The 23,434-nt window shown below is 68.7% G+C and carries 22 protein-coding genes, 1 tRNA gene and 1 riboswitch; of the genes, 15 read left to right on the top strand and 8 right to left on the bottom strand.

Annotation, left to right across the window (positions count from 1 at the left end; all coding sequences use genetic code 11):
- The first annotated feature begins 9 nt into the window (after positions 1-9).
- Both sdhA and E6C64_RS09595 read left to right on the top strand, forming a co-directional pair.
- Complete coding sequence (gene sdhA / locus E6C64_RS09590; protein ID WP_136427530.1) at positions 10-1,797, top strand: succinate dehydrogenase flavoprotein subunit; 1,788 nt, start codon at positions 10-12, stop codon at positions 1,795-1,797.
- Positions 1,798-1,799: 2 nt separating this feature from the next.
- Positions 1,800-2,588 (top strand): succinate dehydrogenase iron-sulfur subunit, encoded by a 789-nt coding sequence (locus tag E6C64_RS09595; protein WP_136427284.1) that lies wholly within the window; start codon positions 1,800-1,802, stop codon positions 2,586-2,588.
- Between the two features lie 96 nt (positions 2,589-2,684).
- On the opposite strand, the gene E6C64_RS09600 is transcribed toward E6C64_RS09595, so the two are convergent.
- Positions 2,685-3,020, bottom strand: a complete 336-nt coding sequence (locus E6C64_RS09600) for a hypothetical protein (protein WP_136427285.1) — start codon at positions 3,018-3,020, stop codon at positions 2,685-2,687.
- Positions 3,021-3,064: 44 nt separating this feature from the next.
- Here E6C64_RS09600 and E6C64_RS09605 point away from each other — a divergent pair, with 44 nt between their 5' ends.
- The 9 genes from E6C64_RS09605 to ribH all read left to right on the top strand — a co-directional run bounded on the left by E6C64_RS09605 (position 3,065) and on the right by ribH (position 11,645).
- On the top strand, positions 3,065-3,583 hold the full coding sequence (locus E6C64_RS09605) for an MOSC domain-containing protein (RefSeq protein WP_136427286.1): 519 nt from the start codon (positions 3,065-3,067) through the stop codon (positions 3,581-3,583).
- A 110-nt stretch (positions 3,584-3,693) separates the two neighbouring features.
- Entirely contained in the window at positions 3,694-4,899 is a 1,206-nt protein-coding gene (locus E6C64_RS09610) for a YihY/virulence factor BrkB family protein (protein WP_136427287.1), read from the top strand.
- Between the two features lie 144 nt (positions 4,900-5,043).
- Positions 5,044-5,883, top strand: a complete 840-nt coding sequence (locus tag E6C64_RS09615; protein WP_136427288.1) for an exodeoxyribonuclease III — start codon at positions 5,044-5,046, stop codon at positions 5,881-5,883.
- Positions 5,884-5,966: 83 nt separating this feature from the next.
- Positions 5,967-7,007 carry a tryptophan--tRNA ligase gene (trpS, locus tag E6C64_RS09620; RefSeq protein ID WP_269846376.1) on the top strand — a complete coding sequence of 347 codons (1,041 nt, stop codon included), beginning with the start codon at positions 5,967-5,969 and terminating at the stop codon, positions 7,005-7,007.
- A complete protein-coding gene (locus E6C64_RS09625; protein WP_136427289.1) occupies positions 7,004-7,744 on the top strand; it encodes an HAD family hydrolase in 741 nt (246 codons plus the stop codon). The genes trpS and E6C64_RS09625 overlap by 4 nt, the downstream gene beginning before the upstream one ends.
- A gap of 79 nt (positions 7,745-7,823) precedes the next feature.
- A riboswitch (FMN riboswitch) is annotated at positions 7,824-7,971 on the top strand.
- A gap of 173 nt (positions 7,972-8,144) precedes the next feature.
- Positions 8,145-9,296 (top strand): bifunctional diaminohydroxyphosphoribosylaminopyrimidine deaminase/5-amino-6-(5-phosphoribosylamino)uracil reductase RibD, encoded by a 1,152-nt coding sequence (ribD, locus tag E6C64_RS09630; RefSeq protein ID WP_233255578.1) that lies wholly within the window; start codon positions 8,145-8,147, stop codon positions 9,294-9,296.
- On the top strand, positions 9,182-9,880 hold the full coding sequence (locus E6C64_RS09635; protein ID WP_233255579.1) for a riboflavin synthase: 699 nt from the start codon (positions 9,182-9,184) through the stop codon (positions 9,878-9,880). The genes ribD and E6C64_RS09635 overlap by 115 nt, the downstream gene beginning before the upstream one ends.
- A complete protein-coding gene (gene ribA, locus E6C64_RS09640; RefSeq protein ID WP_136427291.1) occupies positions 9,877-11,160 on the top strand; it encodes a GTP cyclohydrolase II in 1,284 nt (427 codons plus the stop codon). The genes E6C64_RS09635 and ribA overlap by 4 nt, the downstream gene beginning before the upstream one ends.
- Positions 11,157-11,645 (top strand): 6,7-dimethyl-8-ribityllumazine synthase, encoded by a 489-nt coding sequence (ribH, locus tag E6C64_RS09645; protein ID WP_136427292.1) that lies wholly within the window; start codon positions 11,157-11,159, stop codon positions 11,643-11,645. Before ribA ends, ribH begins: the two co-directional genes overlap by 4 nt.
- 116 nt (positions 11,646-11,761) lie before the next feature.
- Here the strand turns inward: ribH and E6C64_RS09650 are convergent, their stop codons facing one another.
- Positions 11,762-12,604 (bottom strand): ribokinase, encoded by an 843-nt coding sequence (locus E6C64_RS09650; protein WP_332908221.1) that lies wholly within the window; start codon positions 12,602-12,604, stop codon positions 11,762-11,764.
- A gap of 209 nt (positions 12,605-12,813) precedes the next feature.
- Between E6C64_RS09650 and E6C64_RS09655 the strand changes: the two genes are divergently transcribed.
- The 4 genes from E6C64_RS09655 to E6C64_RS09670 all read left to right on the top strand — a co-directional run bounded on the left by E6C64_RS09655 (position 12,814) and on the right by E6C64_RS09670 (position 17,555).
- Entirely contained in the window at positions 12,814-14,172 is a 1,359-nt protein-coding gene (locus E6C64_RS09655) for an MFS transporter (protein WP_136427293.1), read from the top strand.
- A 78-nt stretch (positions 14,173-14,250) separates the two neighbouring features.
- Positions 14,251-14,466 (top strand): hypothetical protein, encoded by a 216-nt coding sequence (locus tag E6C64_RS09660; RefSeq protein WP_136427294.1) that lies wholly within the window; start codon positions 14,251-14,253, stop codon positions 14,464-14,466.
- 49 nt (positions 14,467-14,515) lie between these two features.
- Positions 14,516-16,453, top strand: a complete 1,938-nt coding sequence (locus E6C64_RS09665; RefSeq protein ID WP_136427295.1) for an ABC transporter ATP-binding protein — start codon at positions 14,516-14,518, stop codon at positions 16,451-16,453.
- 232 nt (positions 16,454-16,685) lie between these two features.
- Positions 16,686-17,555: a DUF559 domain-containing protein gene (locus tag E6C64_RS09670; protein WP_158437823.1), complete on the top strand. Its 870-nt coding sequence runs from the start codon at positions 16,686-16,688 to the stop codon at positions 17,553-17,555.
- Between the two features lie 135 nt (positions 17,556-17,690).
- On the opposite strand, the gene E6C64_RS09675 is transcribed toward E6C64_RS09670, so the two are convergent.
- The 6 genes from E6C64_RS09675 to E6C64_RS09700 form a co-directional block, all read right to left on the bottom strand.
- Positions 17,691-19,163 (bottom strand): NAD-dependent succinate-semialdehyde dehydrogenase, encoded by a 1,473-nt coding sequence (locus tag E6C64_RS09675; protein ID WP_136427297.1) that lies wholly within the window; start codon positions 19,161-19,163, stop codon positions 17,691-17,693.
- Between the two features lie 93 nt (positions 19,164-19,256).
- Positions 19,257-19,832, bottom strand: a complete 576-nt coding sequence (locus tag E6C64_RS09680) for an isochorismatase family protein (RefSeq protein ID WP_136427298.1) — start codon at positions 19,830-19,832, stop codon at positions 19,257-19,259.
- Between the two features lie 153 nt (positions 19,833-19,985).
- A complete protein-coding gene (locus E6C64_RS09685; RefSeq protein WP_233255546.1) occupies positions 19,986-21,419 on the bottom strand; it encodes a D-alanyl-D-alanine carboxypeptidase/D-alanyl-D-alanine-endopeptidase in 1,434 nt (477 codons plus the stop codon).
- Between the two features lie 18 nt (positions 21,420-21,437).
- Positions 21,438-22,433: a Gfo/Idh/MocA family protein gene (locus E6C64_RS09690; protein WP_136427299.1), complete on the bottom strand. Its 996-nt coding sequence runs from the start codon at positions 22,431-22,433 to the stop codon at positions 21,438-21,440.
- Positions 22,434-22,598: 165 nt separating this feature from the next.
- Positions 22,599-22,671: transfer RNA gene (locus tag E6C64_RS09695), tRNA-Thr, on the bottom strand.
- 32 nt (positions 22,672-22,703) lie between these two features.
- Positions 22,704-23,405 carry a TetR/AcrR family transcriptional regulator gene (locus E6C64_RS09700; RefSeq protein ID WP_199241003.1) on the bottom strand — a complete coding sequence of 234 codons (702 nt, stop codon included), beginning with the start codon at positions 23,403-23,405 and terminating at the stop codon, positions 22,704-22,706.
- Between the last annotated feature and the right edge of the window lie 29 nt (positions 23,406-23,434).

A 23,434-nucleotide genomic window follows, 5' to 3' on the forward strand; every position in this document is an offset into this window, starting at 1 on the left:
CGCGGCGAGCTGCGGGACGGCGTGCGCTACCACCAGTTCGACGTGGTCATCGTCGGCGCCGGTGGCGCGGGCATGCGCGCCGCGATCGAGGCCGGCCCCAAGGCCAAGACCGCGGTCATCTCCAAGCTCTATCCCACCCGCTCGCACACGGGCGCGGCGCAGGGCGGCATGGCCGCGGCGCTCGCGAACGTCGAAGAGGACAACTGGGAGTGGCACACCTTCGACACCGTCAAGGGCGGCGACTACCTCGTCGACCAGGACGCGGCCGAGATCCTCGCCAAGGAGGCCATCGACGCGGTCATCGACCTCGAGAACATGGGGCTGCCGTTCAACCGCACCCCCGAGGGCAAGATCGACCAGCGCCGCTTCGGCGGGCACACCTCCGACCATGGCAAGGCGCCGGTTCGCCGTGCCTGCTACGCGGCCGACCGCACGGGTCACATGATCCTGCAGACGCTGTACCAGAACTGCGTCAAGCACGGCATCAACTTCTTCAACGAGTTCTACGTGCTCGACATGGTCATGTCCGACGTCAAGGTCGGCGGCAAGACGGTCAAGCGTCCCTCGGGCGTCGTGGCCTACGAGCTGGCGACCGGCGACCTCCACGTCTTCCAGTCCAAGGCGATCATCTTCGCCACCGGCGGCTTCGGCAAGATCTACAAGACGACCTCCAACGCGCACACCCTCACCGGCGACGGCGTCGGGATCATCTGGCGCAAGGGCCTCCCCCTCGAGGACATGGAGTTCTTCCAGTTCCACCCCACGGGCCTCGCCGGCCTCGGCATCCTCCTCACCGAGGGTGCGCGCGGCGAGGGCGCGATCCTGCGCAACGGTTCAGGCGAGCGCTTCATGGAGCGCTACGCCCCCACGATCAAGGACCTCGCCCCCCGCGACATCGTCTCCCGGTGCATGGTCCAGGAGGTCGAAGAGGGCCGCGGCGCCGGACCGCTGAAGGACTACGTGCTGCTCGACTGCACGCATCTCGGCGCCGAGGTGCTCGAGACGAAGCTCCCCGACATCACCGAGTTCGCGCGCACCTACCTCGGCGTCGACCCGGTCGTCGAGCCGGTGCCCGTCATGCCGACCGCTCACTACGCGATGGGCGGCATCCCGACCAACGTGAAGGCCGAGGTGCTCTCCTCGAACACCGACGTGGTCCCCGGGCTCTACGCCGCCGGCGAGTGCGCCTGCGTGTCCGTGCACGGCTCCAACCGACTCGGCACCAACTCGCTGCTCGACATCAACGTCTTCGGCAAGCGCGCCGGAAACAACGCCGTCGAGTACGTCAAGACGGCGGAGTTCATCCCGCTGCCCGAGGATCCCACCAAGGAGATCCGCGAGCTCATCCAGATGCTCTCCACCTCGACCGGCACCGAGCGGATCGCCAACATCCGCAAGGAGCTCCAGCAGGAGATGGACCGCAAGGCCCAGGTCTTCCGCACCGAGGAGAGCCTCGGCGAGATGATGGAGATCATTACGGGGCTTCGCGATCGCTACACGAAGATCAACGTGCAGGACAAGGGCAAGCGCTTCAACACCGACCTGCTCGAGGCGATCGAGCTGGGCTTCCTGCTCGACCTCGCCGAGGTCGTCGTCTTCTCGGCCCGCAACCGGCATGAGAGCCGCGGCGGCCACATGCGCGACGACTTCCCGAAGCGCGACGATGCGGGCTACATGCAGCACACCATGGCCTACCTGACCGGCGACCCGCACTCCTCGCACGCCGACGACCACATCAAGCTCGACTGGAAGCCGGTCGTCGTGACCAACTACCAGCCGATGGAACGGAAGTACTGACGATGTCTGCAGCCACCGTTGCCTACCCCGCCGAGACCGACGTCGCGGACGCCTCTGCCGAGGCCCGCGAGGACGCGCCTCCCGGATCGTTCACGATCACGCTGATCATCCGTCGGTTCATCCCCGAGATCGACGAGGAGCCGCGCTGGGAGGACTTCGACGTCAATGTCTTCCCGACCGACCGCATCCTCGACGCGCTGCACAAGATCAAGTGGGAGCAGGACGGGTCTCTGACCTTCCGCCGCTCCTGCGCGCACGGCATCTGCGGGTCCGACGCCATGCGGATCAACGGCCGCAACCGGCTCGCCTGCAAGACCCTGATCAAGGACCTCGACCCGTCGAAGCCGATCTACGTCGAGGCGATCAAGGGCCTGCCGCTCGAGAAGGACCTCGTCGTCGACATGGAGCCGTTCTTCGAGTCGTACCGCCAGATCCAGCCGTTCCTGCAGGCCAGTGGAACGCCCGACCGCGAGCGTCACCAGACGGTCGAGGCGCGCGCCCGGTTCGACGACACCACGAAGTGCATCCTCTGCGCCGCGTGCACGTCGTCCTGCCCGGTGTTCTGGACCGACGGCCAGTACTTCGGCCCGGCTGCGATCGTCAACGCGCACCGCTTCATCTTCGACGACCGCGACGAGGCCTCTCAGGTGCGGCTGGACATCCTCAACGACAAGGAGGGCGTGTGGCGCTGCCGCACGACCTTCAACTGCTCCGATGCCTGCCCGCGAGGCATCGAGGTGACCAAGGCCATCGCCGAGGTCAAGCAGGCCGTCCTCCGAGGCCGCGCCTGATCAGTTCGTCCGCGCTGTAGAACGTGGCTCCCCGCTGGTGAAACTTCACGCGCGGGGAGCCACTTTCTGCAGCGGCAAGCCTTGTCGTGTGGACTGTCAGCCAGCGACGGCGATCGACGTCCCGACGATCCAGGCGATGAACGCCAGCGTCGAAGAGGCCAGCGGGACCCAGAAGGCGAGTCGCCGGCGCACAAGCTGGACGATGGAGACGGCGGCACCCAGCAGGACGAGGGCCCCCGAGCCGTACAGCGCGAGACCCAGCCCGAACGTGTTCACGGACGGCGCGATGGCGAGCACGATCGACGACGCCGTGAAGAACATGCCGAGCGCGAGGCTGGCCAGCACCAGGACCACCGTGCCGACCACGTCCAGCACGTTCACGGGGCGCGACAGGCGGGGCTGCCCGGCAGCGGATGTGCTCTCGTACGTCATCCGCCCATCCTCCCCGAGATCTCGCCTCGCCATAGGGTGATGCGGTGAGCGAGGTCGAGCGGCGGATTGAGATAGTGATGCTGCACGCCTCGCCGATCCACCGCTACGAGGGACGGCCGAGGGCCGGCGCGCTGCCGGCGATCGGGCCGGAGCTGCACGAGGCGCTGCGATTCCGCGCCGGACTGGGCATCGTCGGCGACCGGCACTTCAACGCCCCCGCGCACCGACGGGCCTCGGTCACCCTGTTCGCCATCGAGTCGCTCGAGCGGGTCGCCCAGGCGCTCGAGACTCCCCCGCTCGATCCAGCCGCGACCCGCCGCAACGTCGTGGTCCGCGGGCTCGACGTGGACGGGCTGCGCGGATCGGACTTCAGCCTCGACTCCGGAGCCGGACCGGTCGAGTTCCGCGCCCACCGGCCGTGCAACCCGTGCGCCTGGATGGACGTCGAGGTGGCGGAGGGCGCCTTCCGGGCGCTCCGCGGCCGAGGCGGCATGCGCTGCGAGCCGCTCACCGACGGGACGCTCGACCTCGGGCCCGCAGCGTTTCGCCCGCTCGCACGCTGAACTGCCGAGTTCTGCCGCTTCGCACGCGTCACAGGCGACAGAACTGGGCGGTTCACCGGAGTCCGATGTCTGGCACGCCCTCGCACGGGGTCGCCCAGTAGGCTCGGCGCATGGCGCGTGACGCAGATTCTCAGGCCGTTCGAGACGCTCCCGCCGTCGCCACCGCGGAAGGCGCGGTAGAAGAGCCACCCAAGCCCAAGACCGGCATCGCCGCGCTCATCGCATGGGTCATGAAGCAGCGTCCCGTGCGCGCGTTCATGCACTACACGAGCGAGGGCGGCGGGCTCCTCGCGGCCGGCATGACTTACCAGGCGATCTTCGCGCTGTTCGCGGGGATCTGGGTGGCCTTCTCGGTCGCGGGCAACATCGTGGCTGCGAATCCGGAACTGCAGGGCGCGCTGTTCGATGCGCTCAACTCGGGCATCCCGGGCCTGATCAAGACGAGCAGCTCCGACCCGCGCGGCGTGATCGATCCCGAGACGCTGCTCTCCACGGCCGGCCTCTCGTGGACCGGCGCGATCGCGTTGATCGGACTGCTCCTCACCGCCCTCGGCTTCCTCGCCTCGATGCGGGACGCCATCCGTCGGATCTTCGATCTGCCGAGCGACAACACCTTCTTCCTCAAGCAGAAGGGCAAGGACCTCCTCCTCGCCCTCGGCTTCGGGGTGCTCATCGTGCTCTCCGCCGTCCTGTCCATCGTGTCGAACGCGGCGCTCGGAGCGGTCTTCGGGCTGTTCGGCATCGAGGATTCGGTGTTCGCGACCGTCGTCGGAAACGTGATCGGCTACGTCCTCGTGCTCGCCATCGACACGGCCACCCTTGCCGCCGCCTACCGGGTCCTCTCGGCGATCAAGATCCCGCCGCGGCGGCTGTTCGCCGGTGCGCTGATCGGCGGGGTCGCGATCGGCATCCTCAAAGCCGCGTTCCAAGCGGGCCTCATCGGCGGCGTCGGGAACAACGCGCTGCTCGCGGGCTTCGCGGTCCTCATCGGGCTGCTCATCTTCATCAACTTCCTCTGCCAGGTCATGCTCATCGGCGCCTCGTGGATCTCGACCGGCATGACCGACGCGAACATCGATCCGCGCGACCTCGGCCCCGACGAGATGCGAGTCGAGAAGGCCCGCGAACTCGAAGAGGCCCGCCGGCTGATCGCGGATGCCAACCACAAGCGGGCCGAGGACGAATACCGTGCTGCGACGGGGTGGAAGAAGCGTCAGCTCGGCAAGCAGATCCTCAAGGACGCGCGCATCGAACGGCGGCGCCGCGAGGCAGTGCCCACGGCCGACGAGCTGAAGAAGCAGAAGCAGGACAGCTAGCGGAAGCAGCGCAGCGCGACGTCCATGTGCACGAAGCCCGCGGATACCTGCGGAATTTCGTAGGTATCCGGCCGGAACGTACACACGGGTGCGGGCGGAGCGGTGCGGTCGGGGCGTGTCGGCGGGGGTCAATAGGGTGGATCCATGCCCTCCGGATCTGCCCTCCGCATCGCCAGCATCAATGTGAACGGCGTCCGCGCCGCCTTCCGGCGCGGAATGGGCGAGTGGCTCGACGGCCGCGGGGTCGACATCCTGGCCATGCAGGAGGTGCGCGCCTCGACCGAGGACATCGAAGACCTGCTCGGCCCCGAATGGAACGTGCTGCACGACGCAGCCACAGCCAAGGGCCGTGCCGGCGTGGCCATCGCCAGCCGGAGCAAGGCGTCCATCCATCGGGTCGCCATCGGCGAAGAGGAGTTCGACACCGCCGGGCGCTGGCTCGAGGCGGACTACGAGGTCGACGGCAGCGTGATCACGGTCGTCTCCGCCTACGTGCACTCCGGCGAGGCCGACACTCAGAAGCAGATCGACAAGTACTCCTTCCTCGACGGCATCGAGAGGCGCCTGCCCGAGATCGTCGACCACAATCCGCTCGCGGTCGTCGTCGGCGACCTCAACGTCGGCCACCGCACCCTCGACATCCGCAACTGGAAGGGCAATGTGAAGCGCGCCGGCTTCCTGCCCGACGAGCGCGCCTACTTCGACCGCTTCGTCGGTGCAGAGGGCGCTGAGGACTACAACTCGGGCGGCGGACTGGGCTGGGTCGACGTCGGACGTCGCGCGGCGGGCGAGGTCGACGGCCCGTACACCTGGTGGACCTGGCGCGGCCAGGCCTTCGACAAGGACACCGGATGGCGGATCGACTACCAGCTCGCCAGCCCCGCACTGGCCGAGCGGGTGAGCGGCTATTGGGTCGACCGCGCAGCGACCTACGAGGCGCGCTTCTCCGACCACACCCCCGTCGTCGTCGACTACGCCGTCTGACGGAGACCGCTCGAAGTCGACGCCATCGCGACCCAGGAGGCTCGACAGCGGACGACGCTCGGCGATCCGTAGGATTGAACGTCGTGACCGTCCCCACCACGCAGGCCCCATCCGCCGGCAAGCCCCGCCTGTTCTCCGGCATGCAGCCGAGCGCCGACTCCCTGCAGATCGGCAACTACATCGGCGCGCTGCTGCAGTGGCGGGCGATGCAGGACGAACACGACGCCATCTTCTGCGTCGTCGACCTGCACGCGCTCACGGTGCCCCAGGATCCCGCCGAACTCCGAGGTCAGATCCGCCGCACGGCCGCCCAGTACATCGCCGCCGGCATCGACCCCTCTCGTTCGACCCTCTTCGTGCAGTCGCACGTCCCCGCGCACGCGCAGCTCGCCTGGGTCCTCAACACGATCACCGGCTTCGGCGAGGCGAGCAGGATGACCCAGTTCAAGGACAAGGCGGCGCGGCAGGGAACCGATGCCGCATCGCTCGGACTGTTCGCCTATCCCGTGCTGATGGCCGCCGACATCCTGCTCTACGACACGGCCGTGGTGCCCGTCGGCGACGATCAGCGCCAGCACATCGAGCTGACCCGCGATCTCGCGAGTCGGTTCAACGCCCGATTCGGAGCCACCTTCGTCGAGCCGAGCGCGATGATCCAGACGGACACCGCACGGATCTACGACCTGCAGAATCCGACGGCCAAGATGAGCAAGTCCGCGGCCTCCGATGCGGGCGTCGTCTGGCTACTCGACGACCCCAAGGTGACCGCCAAGAAGATCCGATCCGCCGTCACCGACACCGGACGCGAGGTCCGCTTCGACCGGGAGGACAAGCCGGGCGTCTCCAATCTGCTCTCGATCCTCTCCGCATTCACCGAGACGCCGATCCCCGCTCTCGAGACCGAGTACGCGGGCCGGGGCTACGGCGACCTCAAGAAGGATGTGGCCGACGCGGTGGTGAGCGTCTTCGAGCCGATCCGGGCGCGCACGCTCGAGCTGCTCGATGATCCCGCCGAGCTCGATCGCATCCTGGCGGCGGCCGCCGACCGTGCGTCGGAGATCGCCGAGGTCACGCTCGCCACGGTCTACGACCGCATCGGCCTGCTCCCCCGCGGACGCGCGTGAGCGCTCCGTCGGTCGTGCTGTTCGACCTCGACGACACGCTCTTCGCCCACCGGGAGGCCGTCGATGCCGCGGCCGCCACCACGCTCCGGACCCTGTCGGCGGATCTGGATGCTGATGCGACCCTCGCCGAGGTCGCTCGCTGGACCGAACTCGAGGAGCAGCACTACCACCGGTACCTGACGGGCGAACTCGACTACCTCGGACAGCGACGGGCCAGGGCCCGCGACTTCGTCGCGCCCTATGGGCTGGACCTCAGCGACGACGCCACAGCGGAGTCCTGGTTCCTCGACTACCTCCGGGGCTATCGGAGCGCGTGGGTGCTGCACGAGGACACACTCCCGGCCATGGATGCGATCGCAGCGGCGCTCCCGGGCGTGCGATTCGGGATGATCACCAATGGGGACCTCGACTTCCAGCTCGCCAAGCTCGATGCCCTGCTGCTCACCGGTCGGCTCGAGCACGTCGTCGCGTCGGGCGAGGTTGGCGTCACGAAGCCCGATGCTCGGATCTTCGAACTGGCCGTCGACCTGTTCGACGTCCCACCCGCGGACGCGGTCTACATCGGCGACCGGCTGCGCACGGACGCGATCGGCGCCGCTGCCGCCGGCCTCACGGGAGTGTGGCTCAACCGGCGCGGCGTGGAACCCGACCCGGTGGATCACGCCGAGGCGGAGCGGCTCGGAGTGCACGTCATCCGGGGACTCGACGAACTCCCGGCTCTGCTCACCAGGAGCTGACCGCGCGCATCCGCGCGATCCTCGGTCCGACCGGGAATGTTCGCGCGCACCAGGCGTTGGACTATAACTGAAGTAGTAGTACGTGCTCCGGGGTCGGTGCAATTCCGAACCGGCGGTCAAAGTCCGCGAACCGGCGAGCAGATCATCCGTGAGGATGCTCAGCTCGCTGGCCGATCCGGTGGAATTCCGGAACCGACAGTCACAGTCTGGATGAGAGGCAGCACGGGCTGGGTCGACCCTGTCGACGCAGCCAGCGACGGCGTCCGCGCCGTCTTCCCGGAGTGACCCATCCACCGGGAAGACGAGCAGCATGACCATCCGCACATCGGCAGCAGGCGCGATCGACGGGATCGTCGACCCCGCGACCGACGATGCCGTCGAGCCGGCGGTCCGCGACGCGATGACCCGGGCTCTCGAACTCGCCCTGCGCGGACCAGCGGGCGGCGCCAATCCCCAGGTGGGCTGCGTCCTCCTCGACGCGAACGGCGTCACTCTCGCAGAGGGCTGGCATCGCGGCGCGGGAACTGCCCACGCGGAGGTCGATGCACTCTCCAAGCTCGCTCCCAGAGAGGCTCGGGGAGCGACCGCGGTGGTCACCCTGGAGCCCTGCAATCACACCGGACGCACAGGGCCGTGCTCCGAGGCGCTGATCGCAGCAGGGATAGCTCGCGTCTTCCATGCCGTCTCCGACCCGAATCCGATGGCCATCGGCGGCGCCGAGCGCCTGCGCGAGGCAGGAGTCGAGGTGCATCTCGGGCCGGCGACCGATCAGGCCGAGTCGACGATCCACGGCTGGCTGACGTCGGCCCGGCTCGGACGACCGTATGTGACGGTGAAGTGGGCGGCGAGCCTCGACGGCCGCGCCGCCGCCCAGGATGGAACGAGCCAGTGGATCACCGGCTCCGCCGCCCGGGCCGATGTGCACCGACGCCGAGCGGAGGCCGGTGCGATCGTCGCCGGGATGGGCACGGTCCTCGCGGACGACCCGAGCCTCACCGCCCGCGACGCCGCCGGAGACCTCATGGACCGTCAGCCCCTCGCGGTCGTGCTCGGCTCCCGACCCGCTCCGGACACGGCGAAGGTGCGCGAGCACCCGGGCGGGTTCGTCCAGTTCGCCGGTGACGACCTCCCCGCCCACCTCGACGCGCTCTTCGCCCGCGACATCCGCAGCGTCTTCGTCGAAGGCGGACCCGCGATCGCGAGCTCCTTCGCGCGGGCCGGCCTCGCCGACGAGTACCTGATCTACCTCGCACCCGTGCTGCTCGGCGGTGACCGCCTCGCGATCGGCGACCTCGGCATTCCCACCATCGGCGACGCCCGACGCCTCGCCCTCGTCTCCGTCGACCGCCTCGGCGACGACATCCGCATCGTCGCGCGGCCCCGCGGCACGAGAGGAGCACTGACGTGTTCACTGGAATCATCGAAGAGCGCGGCGAGATCCTCGCCTGGGACCACCAGGAGGACGGCAGTGCACGGCTCACTGTCCGAGCGCCTCAGGCCGCCTCCGACGCCGGGCACGGCGACTCCATCTCGGTGGGCGGGGTGTGCCTGACCGTCATCGATCAGGGTCCTGACTGGTTCACCGCCGACGTGATGGGCCAGACCCTCGCGGTCTCCGCCATCTCCGGCCTCGCCGTGGGCGACCACGCCAACATCGAGCGAGCGATGCAGGTCGGCGACCGCCTCGGCGGCCATATCGTGCAGGGCCACGTGGACGGCGTGAGCACGCTGCTGCGCCGGACCGACCTCGAGTCGTGGCGGGTGCTGCGGTTCGCGCTCGACCCGCAGCTCGCCCCGCTCGTCGTCGACAAAGGCTCGATCGCCGTCTCGGGCGTCTCGCTCACCGTGTCCGCAGTCAGCGCTCCGAACGGCAGCGCCCCGAACGGCAGCGACGCGAACGGCGGCGACGCGAACGGCGGCGGCGGCGCGTGGTTCGAGGTCAGCCTCATCCCCGAGACCCTCGCCGCCACCACCCTCGGTGCGCTCGAGATCGGCGGACTGGTCAACGTCGAGACCGACGTGCTCGCCCGCCACGTGCAGCGCCTGGTCGCCTTCGGGCTGGCCGCGCCCGCCGTCCCCACCCTTCCCGCATCGGCAGACGCCGTCGCGGGTGCAACAGAAGGAGGTGCGAGATGAGTCTCGCCACGATCCCCGCCGTCCTGGCGGAGCTGCGACTCGGCCGACCGGTCATCGTCGCCGACGATGAGGGCCGCGAGAACGAGGGCGATGTCATCCTCGCCGGTGAGCTCGCGACGAAGGAGTGGATGGCCTGGACCATCCGGCACACCTCGGGCTTCATCTGCGCGCCGATGACCGCCGAGATCGCCGATCGGCTCGACCTGCCCGTCATGGTCGCCCACAACGAGGACTCCCGCGGCACCAACTACACGGTCACCGTCGACGCATCCGATCGCCTCTCGACCGGGATCAGCGCCGCCGACCGTGCCCACACGCTGCGCGTGCTGGCCAGTGGATCGTCGACGCCGTCGAGCCTGATCCGGCCGGGCCACATCCTGCCGCTGCGCGCAGTGGCCGGCGGCGTGCGCGCCCGCGCGGGACACACCGAGGCGGCCGTCGATCTGCTCAAGCTCGCGGGCCTCATGCCCGTCGCGGCGATCGGCGAGATCATGTCCGACGACGGCGAGATGACCCGGCTGCCCGGTCTGATCGAGCTCGGCCTGCGCGAGGGCGTGCTCGTCACGACCATCGAGCTGCTGATCGCCTACCTCGACGAGCACGGCTTCGGCGAGGTCCCCGATCCTGCGGTGGCGATCCTCGAGACGCCGCGCGTGCGCTTCGAGGTCGAGACGAACGTCCCCACCACGCACGGAGTGTTCCGGATGCGCGCCTATCACGACACCACGACGGGCGCGGATCACGTCGCGATCATCTCGGGGCAGCCGGGAGCGGGCGCTCTCGTCCGCGTGCACTCGGAGTGCCTGACCGGCGAAGCGTTCGGCTCGCTCAAGTGCGAATGCGGGCCGCAGCTGGACGCGGCGCTCGATGCCATCGCCGTCGAGGGCGGAGTCGTCGTATACCTCCGTGGGCATGAGGGGCGCGGCATCGGCCTGGTCAACAAGCTGCGCGCCTATCGACTGCAGGAGGACGGGCTCGACACTCTCGACGCCAACCTCGCGCTCGGCTTCCCTGCCGACGCGCGCGACTACGGGGCGGCATCCGCGATCCTCGACGATCTAGGGGCCTCGGACATCCGACTGCTGACCAACAATCCCGACAAGGTCGCTCAGCTCGAAGCCCACGGGGTGAACGTCGCCGAGCGGGTGCCTCTCGTCGTCGGCGAGAGCATGTTCAACGAGGGCTACCTCGAGACCAAGAGGGATCGGATGGGCCACGACCTGGAGGGCCGCCTCGGCGGTTTCGGCGCGGGGATCAGCACTGCAGGAGGGGCACGATGAGCGGCGAGGGCGCACCCACCGGGAACGTCGGCGATATCGACGCAAGCGGACTGAAGGTCACCATCGTGGCCGGCACCTGGCATGCGACCATCGCGGATGGCCTGCTCGCCGGCGCGCGGCGCACCCTCGACGCCGCCGGCGCCGAGGTCACCGTCGTGACCGCCCCCGGCAGCTTCGAGCTGCCGGTGCTCGCGCAGGCCGCCCTTCAGGCGGGTGCGGATGCGGTGGTCGCGTTGGGCGTGATCATCCGTGGCGGCACCCCGCATTTCGAGTTCGTCTCCGACGCGGCGACCAGCGGGCTCACCCAGGTGGCACTCACCACGGGCAAGCCGGTGGGCTTCGGCGTCCTGACCCTCGACACGGAGCAGCAGGGCATCGACCGCGCCGGCTTCGAGGGTTCGAAGGAGGACAAGGGCGCGGAGGCCGCCGAGGCCGCAATGCGCACCGCCCTCACTCTGCGCCAGATCCGCGCCTCCGCCTCCTAGACGCTTCCACGGATCAGGAGATCTTGCACGGATCAGGAGATCGGTACCCAACGGGGGCGTTCGGAGCCCCCAGCGCGTGGTTTTCGGGGGCAATCCCCTGATTCGTGCACATGCTCTCAGGGTTCAGAGGGCTGAGCTCCAGGCCATCCCACCGAGACGGCGGCGGCCGCGGCTGCGGCGCGCATAGCCGCCTCGCGATGCTCCCCGGCCGCGAGTCGCGCGGCCAAGGTGCCGCAGAAGCTGTCGCCAGCCCCGGTGGTGTCGACGACCTCGTCGACCCGATCGGCCGGTACGGAGATATCGCCCCAGCTCGCGCCGTCGGCGCCGAGCGTGATCAGCACCGATCGAGGATCCCGTCCTGCCGCCCGCATCAGCTGGGCCTCGTGCTCGTTGACGATCACCGGGTCGGCCAGCGACAGGACGTCCTCGCTCACGTCGGCGTACGGCGCCAGGTTGAGCACGACGCGCGCGCCCGCCGCCGCAGCACGGCGGGCGGCGTCCTCCACCACGTCGATCGAGAGCTCGAGCTGGAGGAGGACGACATCCCCCTCGCTCAGATCGTCGAGCGACCCGAGGTCGTCGACGCTCACCCTGCCGTTGGCGCCCGGCGACACGATGATCGTGTTCTCGCCGTCCGCTGCGACAGCGATCGCGGCGTGGCCGGTGGGCGACGAGGGATCGACACGCACCTCATCCACGTCGATGTCGAACGCCGCGAGCCGTGCGATGTACTGCTCCCCCATCGCGTCGTCGCCGACCCGTCCGATCATCGAGACCTGGGCCGCGGCCATCGCCGCCGCGACCGCCTGGTTCGCGCCCTTGCCGCCGAACATCGTCTGCAGATCGCCTCCGATGAGGGTTTCGCCCGGCCTCGGATGACGTTCCACCGTCACGATGGAGTCCACGTTGAGCGAACCGACCACGATCACCTTGCCCATCCGGCCATTCTGTCGGATCACGGCGCTCCGGCTACTGCTCACGTGGCGAGCGGGCTCAGTGGAGGCGGGGCGCACCACGGCCGACCTGGGCCGATACGCGACGACTTCCCCCGGCGTCGAGTCCGCAGCACGCCCACGGGGCGATACCCTAGTCAGCGGCCTGTTTGCGGTGAGACCGCACGGCCAGCGCCCGGTGCCACCGCCCGGCACTCCCTGATCGAGGACTTCCCATGTCGACTGCCGCTCCCACCACCGCCCCCGTGAACCCGCGATCCCGGGTCATCATCGCGAGCCTCGTCGGCACCTCGATCGAGTTCTACGACTTCTACGTCTACGCGACGGCAGCCGTCCTCGTCTTCCCCGCACTGTTCTTCCCGAGCGAGAGCGCGGTAGCCGCGCAGCTGTCGTCGTTCGCGACGTTCGCGCTGGCGTTCTTCGCCCGCCCGATCGGCTCGATCATCTTCGGCCACTTCGGCGATCGGATCGGCCGCAAGGCCACCCTCGTCGCATCGCTGCTCGTGATGGGCATCGCGACCTTCCTGATCGGATGCCTGCCCACCTTCGACTCCATCGGCGTCGTCGCGCCCATCCTGCTCGCGGTCCTGCGCTTCAGCCAGGGGCTCGGCCTCGGCGGGGAGTGGAGCGGCGCCGCGCTGCTCGCCATCGAGAACGCGCCCGCCCGCCGCCGCGCCGTCTACGGCACCTTCCCGCAGCTGGGCGCACCGATCGGCTTCATCCTCGCGAACGGCCTGTTCCTGATCCTCTCGCTGTCGATCACCCCCGAAGCCTTCGCTGCCTGGGGCTGGCGGGTGCCGTTCCTGGTCAGCGCGCTGCTCGTCGTCGTCGGGCTGTACGTCCGGCTTCGACTGGTCGAATCCCCCATCTACACGAAGTCGATCGAGCGCGGCGAGCGCGTGAAGCTGCCGCTCGCGACGGTCTTCCGCTACAGCTGGCGCCCGCTGATCCTCGGCACGTTCATCATGCTGGCGACCTACGTGCTGTTCTACTTCATGACCACCTTCACGCTCACCTACGGCACAGCGCCGACCGAGGCGGCGGAAGGCGTCAAGGTCGGCCTCGGCTACTCGCGACCCGAGTTCCTCGGCCTGCTCCTGATCGGCGTCGCCTTCTTCGCGATCTTCACCCCGATCGCGGGCATCCTCGCCGACCGCTACGGGCGCCGGAAGACCCTCATCGTGATCACCATCGCGATCGCGATCTTCGGCCTCACCTTCCAGTCCTGGTTCGCGGCGTCCATGGACTCGGCGAGCGTCGCGCTGTTCCTCGCCACTGGCCTCTCGCTGATGGGTCTCACGTTCGGACCGATGGGTGCGCTGCTGCCCGAGCTCTTCCCGACGAACGTCCGCTACACGGGGTCGGCGATCGCCTACAACGTGGGCAGCATCCTCGGGGCCTCGCTCGCGCCGACGGTGGCGCTGGCGCTCTGGACCGCGGACGGCGACATCTTCAAGGTCGGCCTGTACCTGACCGGCGCCGCGGTGCTCACCCTGATCGCCCTGCTGCTCAGCAAGGAGACGCGCGAGATCGACCTCGTCGACAACGGCAGCACCGGATCACTCGCCCCCTGAGCTGACGATCCTGGGGTAACGGTGGAGCGCGTCAACTCAGATTGACAGCTCGTCCGCTTGTCAATTACGGTTGACGCCATGGATGTCGGACAGCTTCACACGCTCGCGGGGGATGCGGGTTCGGATGACCCCGTGCAGGCGCTGCGCGCGGTGCATCGGATGCGGGCAGAACTCGATCGGATCGAGGCGGTGGCCGTCCGTCGTGCCCGAACGGCAGGCGCATCCTGGCAGCTGATCGCGCTGTGCCTCGAGGTCTCCCGTCAGGCAGTGCACAAGAAGTACGGAAGAAGATGAACGCAGCAGACCGCAGTCCGGTCGCATCGATCGACCACGAGGCAGCACGATGAGCTCCAGCACCCAGTCCGCACGGCCGGCCTCGACGACGGGGTCTACACCCGAGTCGGCACCGGGGGCGACGCCGACCACCGGACCAGCTCGACGATCGCTCTTCGGGCGGCGCGCCGCCGACGACACAGGTCCGCGTGCAAGCCTCAGCCAGCTCCTCCCCTACCTGCTCGAGCACCGCCGCGTGATGGTGCTGGTGCTCATCCTCAGCATCTTCGGCTCCCTGTCGTCGCTCGCTCAGCCCCTGCTGGTGAGCAACGTGATCTCCGTCGTCCAGGATGGACAGCCGCTCGGCGGACTGGTCTGGCTGCTGGTCGCCTTCGTCGTCCTCGCCGGAATCCTCGCCGGCTATCAGCACTACCTGCTGCAGCGCACCGGCGAGGGAGTCGTGCTGAGCTCGCGTCGACAGCTCGTCGCCAAGATGCTGCACCTGCCCATCGCGGAGTTCGACACCCGTCGGGTCGGCGACCTCGTCTCTCGCGTCGGATCGGACACCACCCTGCTGCGAGCCGTGCTCACCCAGGGCGTGGTCGAGTCGGTCGGCGGTGCGCTCACCTTCGTCGGCGCTCTCATCGCCATGGCGATCCTCGATCCCGTCCTCCTGCTGCTCACCCTCCTGGTCGTCGCGATCGCGGTGGTCACCGTCGTCACGATGTCCGCGCGCATCCGGCCGGCCATCCGCGAGGGACAGAAGAAGGTGGGAGACCTCGCCGCCGCGGTCGAGCGCTCGATCAGCGCGATCCGCACCGTACGGGCCGCCAATGCCACCGACCGCGAGGTCGACGCGATCAACCGCGACGCCGAAGGGGCCTGGCTCCAGGGCATCAAGGTGGCGCGCATCTCCGCCCTGATCACGCCCGTCGCGATCGTCGCCATGCAGGTGTCGTTCCTCGTCGTGCTCGGCGTCGGCGGATACCGGGTGGCGAGCGGGGCCACGAGCGTGGCGAATCTCGTCGCCTTCATCCTCTTCCTGTTCCTGATGATCATGCCGCTCGGCCAGTTCTTCGGGGCGATCAACGCCGTCAATCAGGCTCTCGGCGCGCTCGGACGCATCCAGGAGGTGCTGGCTCTCCCCGACGAGAGCGACGCGGATCGCGGCATCGCGCCGCTGGCCGACGCCGCCACGGTCGCCGATGCACGGAGCTCGGCCCCGGCGATCGAGTTCGTTGACATCCGCTTCGGCTACGACACCCTCGCCGAGCAGGGCGATTCCCGTCCGGCCGTCCCAGCCGCAGACTCGGCGGCGATCGTCCGGCAGCCGGTGCTGCACGGCGTCAGCTTCACGGTGCCGCGGGGATCGCGCACGGCCCTCGTCGGTCCGTCCGGTGCAGGCAAGAGCACGATCCTCTCCCTCATCGAGCGCTTCTACGACGCCGACTCGGGATCGATCCGACTGGGCGGGGTGGATATCCGCGGCATCGATCGGGTGGCTCTGCGCAGCCAGATCGGCTACGTCGAGCAGGACGCACCCGTGCTCGCCGGCAGCCTGCGTGACAACCTCCTGCTCGCCTCTCCGGAGGCCACGGACGCGGACTGCATCGACGTGCTGCACCGGGTCAACCTCGCTGAGGTGCTCGAGCGTGATCCCGCAGGGCTCGATGCCCAGGTCGGCGAGGACGGCATCATGCTGTCCGGCGGCGAGCGCCAGCGCCTGGCCATCGCCCGCACCCTGCTCTCCGCCCCGCCGATCCTGCTGCTCGACGAGTCGACCTCCAGCCTCGACGGACTCAACGAGCAGATGCTCCGCGAGGCCATCGATGCCGTCGCGACCGGCCGCACCCTCATCGTCATCGCGCACCGCCTGTCGACTGTCGTCGATTCGGACAGCATCGTGGTCCTCGACCACGGCCGCGTGGTGGGCGTGGGCACCCACTCCGAGCTGGTGACCACCGTCCCCCTCTACCGCGAGCTCGCCAAGCACCAGCTCCTCGTCTGACAGGTCCCGAGCCGCCCACTTCTCCGGATCCGGAGATGTTGCAGGGATCCGGAGAATGAGGCTGCCCAGATGGTGATCGGTGGCAATTGTGGGCAACTCGACGCCAGTGAAGGCCAATCTCCGGATCGGTGAAACCAACGCGGCCGTCGTCCACAGGCCTTGGACCTCTCCGCTTCTCCACAGATCGCGGTTCGCGGCGTCAGCACCTTCTCGGATGCGCCATCGTCATCCGATGGACAGCGCGCTCGCTTCGATCATGGCCTCACTCGGAGGTGTGGCTCATATCCGAGATCTGCTCGAACGCGGATATTCGCGCCACCAGGTCGCCGCGCACGACCGCCGTGGCGATCTGCTGAGACCACGTATCGGCTGGTACGTGTCCCCGGCGCTTTCACCGGATGCGATCCGAGCGATAGGGGTAGGCGGACGACTCGGGTGCATTTCGGCTGCACGCTCGTATGGCCTGGCCACGCCTCAGGATCGCCGCCTGCACGTCGCCCTCGACGATCATGCGACCCGTCTCCGGTCGAGCCGCGACGGGTTCCGGAACATCTCGGCGGGTCAAGACCCGGAGGTCGTCTGGCATTGGGTAGGTGACCTCGGTGTCACGGGCGACGAGCGATTCAGGGTCACCCCCTCCGCCTGCATCGTTCAGGCGTCGAATTGCGTCAGCCCAGAATGGACGATCGGAATCATCGATTCCGGACTGCGCAATGGCGTGCTGGATCCGCGCGCACTGGAGGCACTCCATGCGCATTCCACGACCCGCAGGTTGCTGCCGATGGCGGATGGGCGCGCCGAGAGCATCCTGGAATCCATCCTTCGCGTGCGGCTACGGGCAGCCGGCTTGTCCCCGCAGCCACAGGTGGAACTCGGACGCTACCGCGTGGACCTCATGCTCGACGGATGGCTGGTAATAGAGGCTGATGGGGCCACGCACGGAAGCGAACGGCAGTTCGCCTGGGACCGGGAACGTGACAGCTTCTTCGCGCGATCCGGCATTCGCGTGCTGCGATTCACCTACCGGCAGATCGTCGACGAGTGGCCTCAGACACTGGCGACCATTCTCGCCGTCCGGTCTCGGGAGAGGCCCGGTCACTGAGTTTCACGGATCCGGAAAGGGTCCCCAGAAACTGCGCGATCGGCTGTAGATACGGGCAACTCACCAGCTGTCCGCGGTGCAACTCCGGATCGGTGCAACATCTCCCGATCCGTGCAAAAGGGGTGGCAGGGAGGGTCAGGCGAAGGGGTTGGGGGTCATCGTGTACTTGGTGCTCAGGTACTCGTGGATGCCCTCGAAGCCGCCCTCTCGGCCGAGGCCCGACTGCTTGACGCCGCCGAACGGGGCCGAGGCGTTCGAGATGACACCCGAGTTGAGGCCCATCATGCCCGTGTCGAGCTTCTCGATCAGGCGCTGACCTCGCGCGAGGTCCTTCGTGAAGGCATAGGCGACGAGCCCGTACTCCGTGTCGTTGGCGAGGCGGATCGCCTCATCCTCGTCAGCGAAGGTGGTGACCGAGACGACCGGCCCGAAGATCTCGTTGCGGAGGATGTCGCTGCCTGCCACGACGCCGGTCACGACGGTCGGTGCGTAGAAGGTGCCCGGTCGATCTATCGGGGCTCCGCCGGTCTGCACGGTCGCTCCACGACGGACGGCGTCCTGGACCAGCTCGTCGGCCTTCGCCACGGCCGCCTCGTTGATGAGCGGCCCGATCCGCACACCCTCCTCAGTGCCGCGGCCGACGACGAAGCCGTTGACGGCCTCGGTGATCCGCGTGGAGAACTCCTCGGCCACGGATTCGTGCACGAGAAATCTGTTGGCGGCGGTGCACGCCTCCCCGATGTTTCGGAACTTGGCGAGCAGCGCCCCCTCGACCGCCTTGTCCAGATCCGCGTCCTCGAAGACGAGGAACGGGGCGTTGCCGCCGAGCTCCATCGAGGTGCGCAGGACATTGTCCGCCGCCTGCTTGAGCAGAGAGATGCCGACGGGAGTGGATCCGGTGAAGCTCAGCTTGCGCAGCCGAGGATCCGACAGGATCGGCCCGGACACCGCCTTCGACTGGTGGGTGGTGATGATGTTGAGCACGCCGGAGGGGAGACCGACCTCCTCGAACAGCTTGCCGACGTAGAGCGTGGTCAGCGGTGTGAGCTCAGCCGGCTTGATGACCACGGTGCACCCGGCGGCGAGGGCGGGCGCGATCTTGCGGGTCGCCATGGCGAGCGGGAAGTTCCACGGCGTGATGAAGTAGCACGGCCCGACAGGACGCTGCGAGACGATCGTCCGGCCGGTGCCCTCTGGATTGATGCCGTAGCGACCGGTGATCCGCACGGCCTCCTCGCTGAACCAGCGGAGGAACTCGCCGCCGTAGACGACCTCACCAGCAGCTTCGGCGAGCGGCTTTCCCATCTCGAGCGTCATCAGCAGAGCGACATCCGACTTGCGCTCCATCAGCAGGTCGAACGCCGAGCGCAGGTACTCGCCGCGGACCCGCGGCGGAGTCGCAGCCCACTCGTCCGCAGCGGCGACCGCAGCGTCGAGCGCGAGGATCCCATCCTCCGGAGTCGCGCTGGCGATGGTCTTGAGGACCTGATTGGTCGCTGGATCCCGGACGTCCAGCGTCGCGCCGCTCGATGCCGGCACCCACCTTCCCGCGATCAGCAGACCGTCGGGAACGGTGGCGAGCAGGGCGGATTCGTCGGCGGCGGACATGGGGCTCCTTCGCAGTGCCGGATGGGTCGAATCCAGCCTAGGACCGGAAACGGAGCTTCCGATCGCTCGTAACTGCGGAATCCGTCGCCGAGATCAGGACTCGGTGACGACTACCCCCGCGTCGGCGAGTTCGTCGAGGGCGGCAACGCTGGATGCGGCGGCGACACCGGCCACGAGGTCGGTCAGTACGCGGACCCGCTTGCCGTCGGCGAGCGCGTCGAGGGCGGAGGCGCGGACGCAGTAGTCGGTCGCGATCCCGACGACGTCGATGGTGTCGACGCTGTGCGAGGCGACGAGGTCCTTCACGGACTCGCCGTCCTCGGTGGTGCCCTCGTAGATCGAGTAGGCGGGCTTGCCCTGTCCCTTCTGGATGTGGAAGTCGACGTCCGACGTGTCGAGGGCGGGGTGATACTCGGCACCCGGGGTGCCTGCGACACAGTGCACAGGCCAGGTGTCGACGAAGTCGGGCGCCCCCTCGGCGAAGTGACCGCCGTTGTCATTGGTGCCGTCGTGCCAGTCGCGAGAGGCGAAGACCAGGTCGTAGCGGTCGGGATTCGCTTCGAGGTACTCGCTGATCCCCGCGGCGACCGCGGCTCCCCCGTCGACGCCCAGAGCGCCGCCCTCGGTGAAGTCGTTCTGCACGTCGATGATGAATAGCGCCCTGGCCATCCCGCCATGCTAATTGCACGGATCAGGGGATCGCCCCCGTATTCCGGCACGACGGCGGCCCTGGCGCCCCCGTCGGGTCACGGTCTCCTGATCCGTGCGACATCCCCTGATCCGTGCAGGTGGATGGATGGGTGGGTCGGCGGGAGGGAGAAGTCAGTAGTCGGAGAGGTTCGCGCCGCAGTCCCAGAAGGCCGCCGCGAGAGCGTCGATGGCCTGCTTGGCGTCGTCGCCCACATCCCCGAGGGCGTAGATGGCGAAGGTCAGCACGGTGCCGTCCGCGGCGTCGATCGTGCCGGCCAAGGTGTAGCCGTCATCGATCCATCCGGTCTTCGCGTGCACCGCGCCGTCCGCACGCGAGCTGGAGCCCGCGAATCGGTCCGAGTAGCTGAGTGAGCCCGCCTCGCCGGAGATCGGAAGCCCGTCGTAGAGCCAGCCGAGGTTGCCGGCGCGGTTCTCGATCTGCACGAAGAGGGAGGTCAGGTAGGACGGCGGCACCGCGTTGCCACCGCTCAGGCCGGAGCCGTCGACGATCCGCAGGGCCGAGGTGTCCAGGCCGTAGGCGGCGAGCCCTGCCGTGATGCCCTGCTGGAGCGAGCCGAAGCTGCTGCCTGCTCCGGCTTCGATGGCGGTGACGCGGGCGAGCGCCTCGGCGATGGTGTTGTCCGAGACGATGAGGGTCTGCTTGACCAGGGTCGAGACGGGTGCGGATGAGACCTGGCCGAGCACCGGAGCCCCGACGGGAGCGGTGCCGATCACCGTCGTCGCACCACCGAGGGCGGCAGCGAAGGCGGATCCCGCCCTCCCGACCGGATCGTCGCTGCGGGCCGAGACGTTGCTCGCCGGGCTGTCGCGATCGCCGTCGACCATCAGGGCCGTGATCGGCGGCATGTAGCCGTCGGCGAGCTCTTTGCGGTTCCAGCTCGGCTGCCAGGCGTCGCCCGAGAAGTACGAGCTGTCGAGGACCACCGTGGTGATCGGGGAACCGGCCGTCGCTGGATCGGCGTTCCAGGCCGCCGTGACCTGATCCGCCAGCTCGTCGAGGTGCGCCGCTCCTGCATAGGCGGTGGTCGTGCCGCTGGGCGTGCGGGAGAGCGTGACGTCTCCCCCGCCGACGAGCACCACGGTCCCCGGCTCGGCGCCGCGGACGACCCTGGTGGTCAGTCGGTAGTCGGGTCCGAGCACGTTGAGAGCCGCGGCGGTGGTCAGCACCTTGAGCACACTGGCCGTCCGCGACGGGGTGGACCCACCGCGGTCGAAGAGCACCTCGCCCGTAGCGGCGTTGACCGCGCGCCCCTGGAACTGCTCGAGGCGCGGATCGGCAGCCGCATCGGCGACCGAGCAGGTGCGCACGGGCGATGCCCCAGCCGGCGCGGCGGGCACTGCACGGGTGGGGATGGTCGGCGTCGGGGTGGGAGTCGGCGATGCGGCGACGTCGACCACCGCAGACGCCGCGTCCGCCTCGGCACTGCGGTCTTCCTGGGCGCCGACGCTGGTTCCCGCCCAGGCGGCTCCGCCGAGGAGCGCGACGTACGCCACCGCCGCGGCGGCGATGACCGTGATTCGTCGCCGAGTCGGTCTGCCAGTCACCGCCTCAGTGTAGGCAGGTCACTCGCCGGGGTAGCGCAGGCCGATCCGTTCGCGGATGCTGTCGAGCACGTCCATGATCGCCGCGCTGTCCGACGGCGTGAGCAGGGGCGACGCGGTCTCGCCGGCCGCGACGAGGCGCTCGGCCTCGAGCGCCTGGTACTGCATGCCGCGTCCCTCGACATGCGATTCGTAGCGCTCGAGCTGCTGGCCCGTGCCGTCGTACACGGTGAAGGACGTCGGTTCGTACCAGGTGGCTTCGATGTCGATCCGGCCGCCCGTGCCGATGACGCTGGCGACGTTGGGACCTTTCGAGTTCAGGGCCGTGTAAAGGCTCGAGTGAGCGCCCCCTTCGTGCCTGAGGATAATCGAGGTCTCGCCGTCGACGCCGGTCGGTGTAGGCGTCGACGACGCGATCACCTCGGTGGGAAGGCCGAGGACATCGATGGCGAACGAGACGGGGTAGATCCCGAGGTCGAGCAGCGCGCCGCCGCCGAGCGCCGGGTCCTGCAGCCTGCTCGACGGGTCGGAGGGCAGCAGCTGGGTGTGGTCGGAGATCACCGCGCGCACGTCGCCGATCGTGCCGGCGTCGAGGATCTCGTGGATCCGCTTCATGTGCGGCAGGAACCTGGTCCACATGGCCTCGAGGAGGAGCAGCCCTCCTTGGTCGGCGAGCTCGACCAGCCCCCAGGCCTCGAAGCCGTTGAGGGTGAACGGCTTCTCGACGAGGACGTGCTTGCCGGCATCCAGGGCCAGCCGCGCCGCACCGGCATGGAACGGATGCGGGGTGGCGATGTACACGATGTCGACGCTGTCGTCGGCGACGAGGTCCTCGTAGCTGCCGTGCGCGTTCGGGATGCCGTACCGATCGGCGAACTCGCGTGCCGTGTCGATGGAGCGGCTCCCCACGGCCGCGACTCGGAGTCCCGCTGTCTGCAGATCCTTGGTGAAGGCGTGCGCGATGCCGCCCGGTGCGAGGATGCCCCAGCCGAGGCCGGTCGATTCCTGGTCCGACATGTCCACTCCGTTCTCGAGCGCCCTCATCGGCGCTGCGCCTCTGCGGCAGTCCCATGTTAGGGAACGGCGAGTGGGCGGTCGCCTCACTACGCGAGAGGCAGTGGGACGGCTGTGAAAGCGGAAGGCCCGCCGCTTCTTGCGAAGCAACGGGCCTTCCCTATTCTGGGCCGCCTCCGGGAATCGAACCCGGGACCTATTCATTACGAGTGAATCGCTCTGCCGACTGAGCTAAGGCGGCACGACGCGCTGGCGCGTGCACGGCTACAGAGCTTACCCGATCGTCGGAGCAGCGGCCGATCGCGACACCTGTTCGACCAGCGAACCCTCCGGAACCGCTCTGCCGACGTGCGTTCCGGACAGGACGAGCGATTCGAGCTCTGCGAACGACTCGCGCAGCTGCACATCGAGCGGGATGGCACCACTGCCGTCGATCCAGGCCAGCCATCCGTGGCGCATCGCAGCGAAGCCGACCAGTGCGATCAACCGGGCCGCGCGCTCCACCTCGGCCACGTCCGCGGCCGGATCCTCGCGGATCATCCGACGCTGGACGACCTCGTTCAATGCGTTCTCGAATGCCCTTCCCGAGGAAACGCGAAGGCCGAGCAGGCCGGGCTCCTGCCGCATCAGCCGCTTGCGCAGGGTCAGAATGTCGATGTCCTCGAGGCGGTCCGTCATGGACAGGAACAGCTCGGGCAGGTCGCGCAGCGCATCCCCTCCGAATCCGTCGGTCACGTATCGCTCGACCACGCCCTCGTCGGGGAAGCCCGGAACGGCGCCGAGCACCGCGTCCTCCTTGGAGGCGAAGTAGTTGAAGAACGTGCGCGGCGAGACGTCCGCCACCCGACAGACCTCTTCGATGGTGACGTGGTCGTAGCCGCGCTCGAGCGACTGCTGGAGGATCGCGATCTGCAGCGAGCGTCGCGTCTCCCGGCGCTTGCGCTCCCGCAGTCCCAGTTCGTTCGGCTCAGTCATGCCCCGATTATTTCATCCAGTGCAAGTTT

The organism is Naasia lichenicola, from assembly GCF_004801885.1.
Classification (GTDB): domain Bacteria; phylum Actinomycetota; class Actinomycetes; order Actinomycetales; family Microbacteriaceae; genus Naasia; species Naasia lichenicola.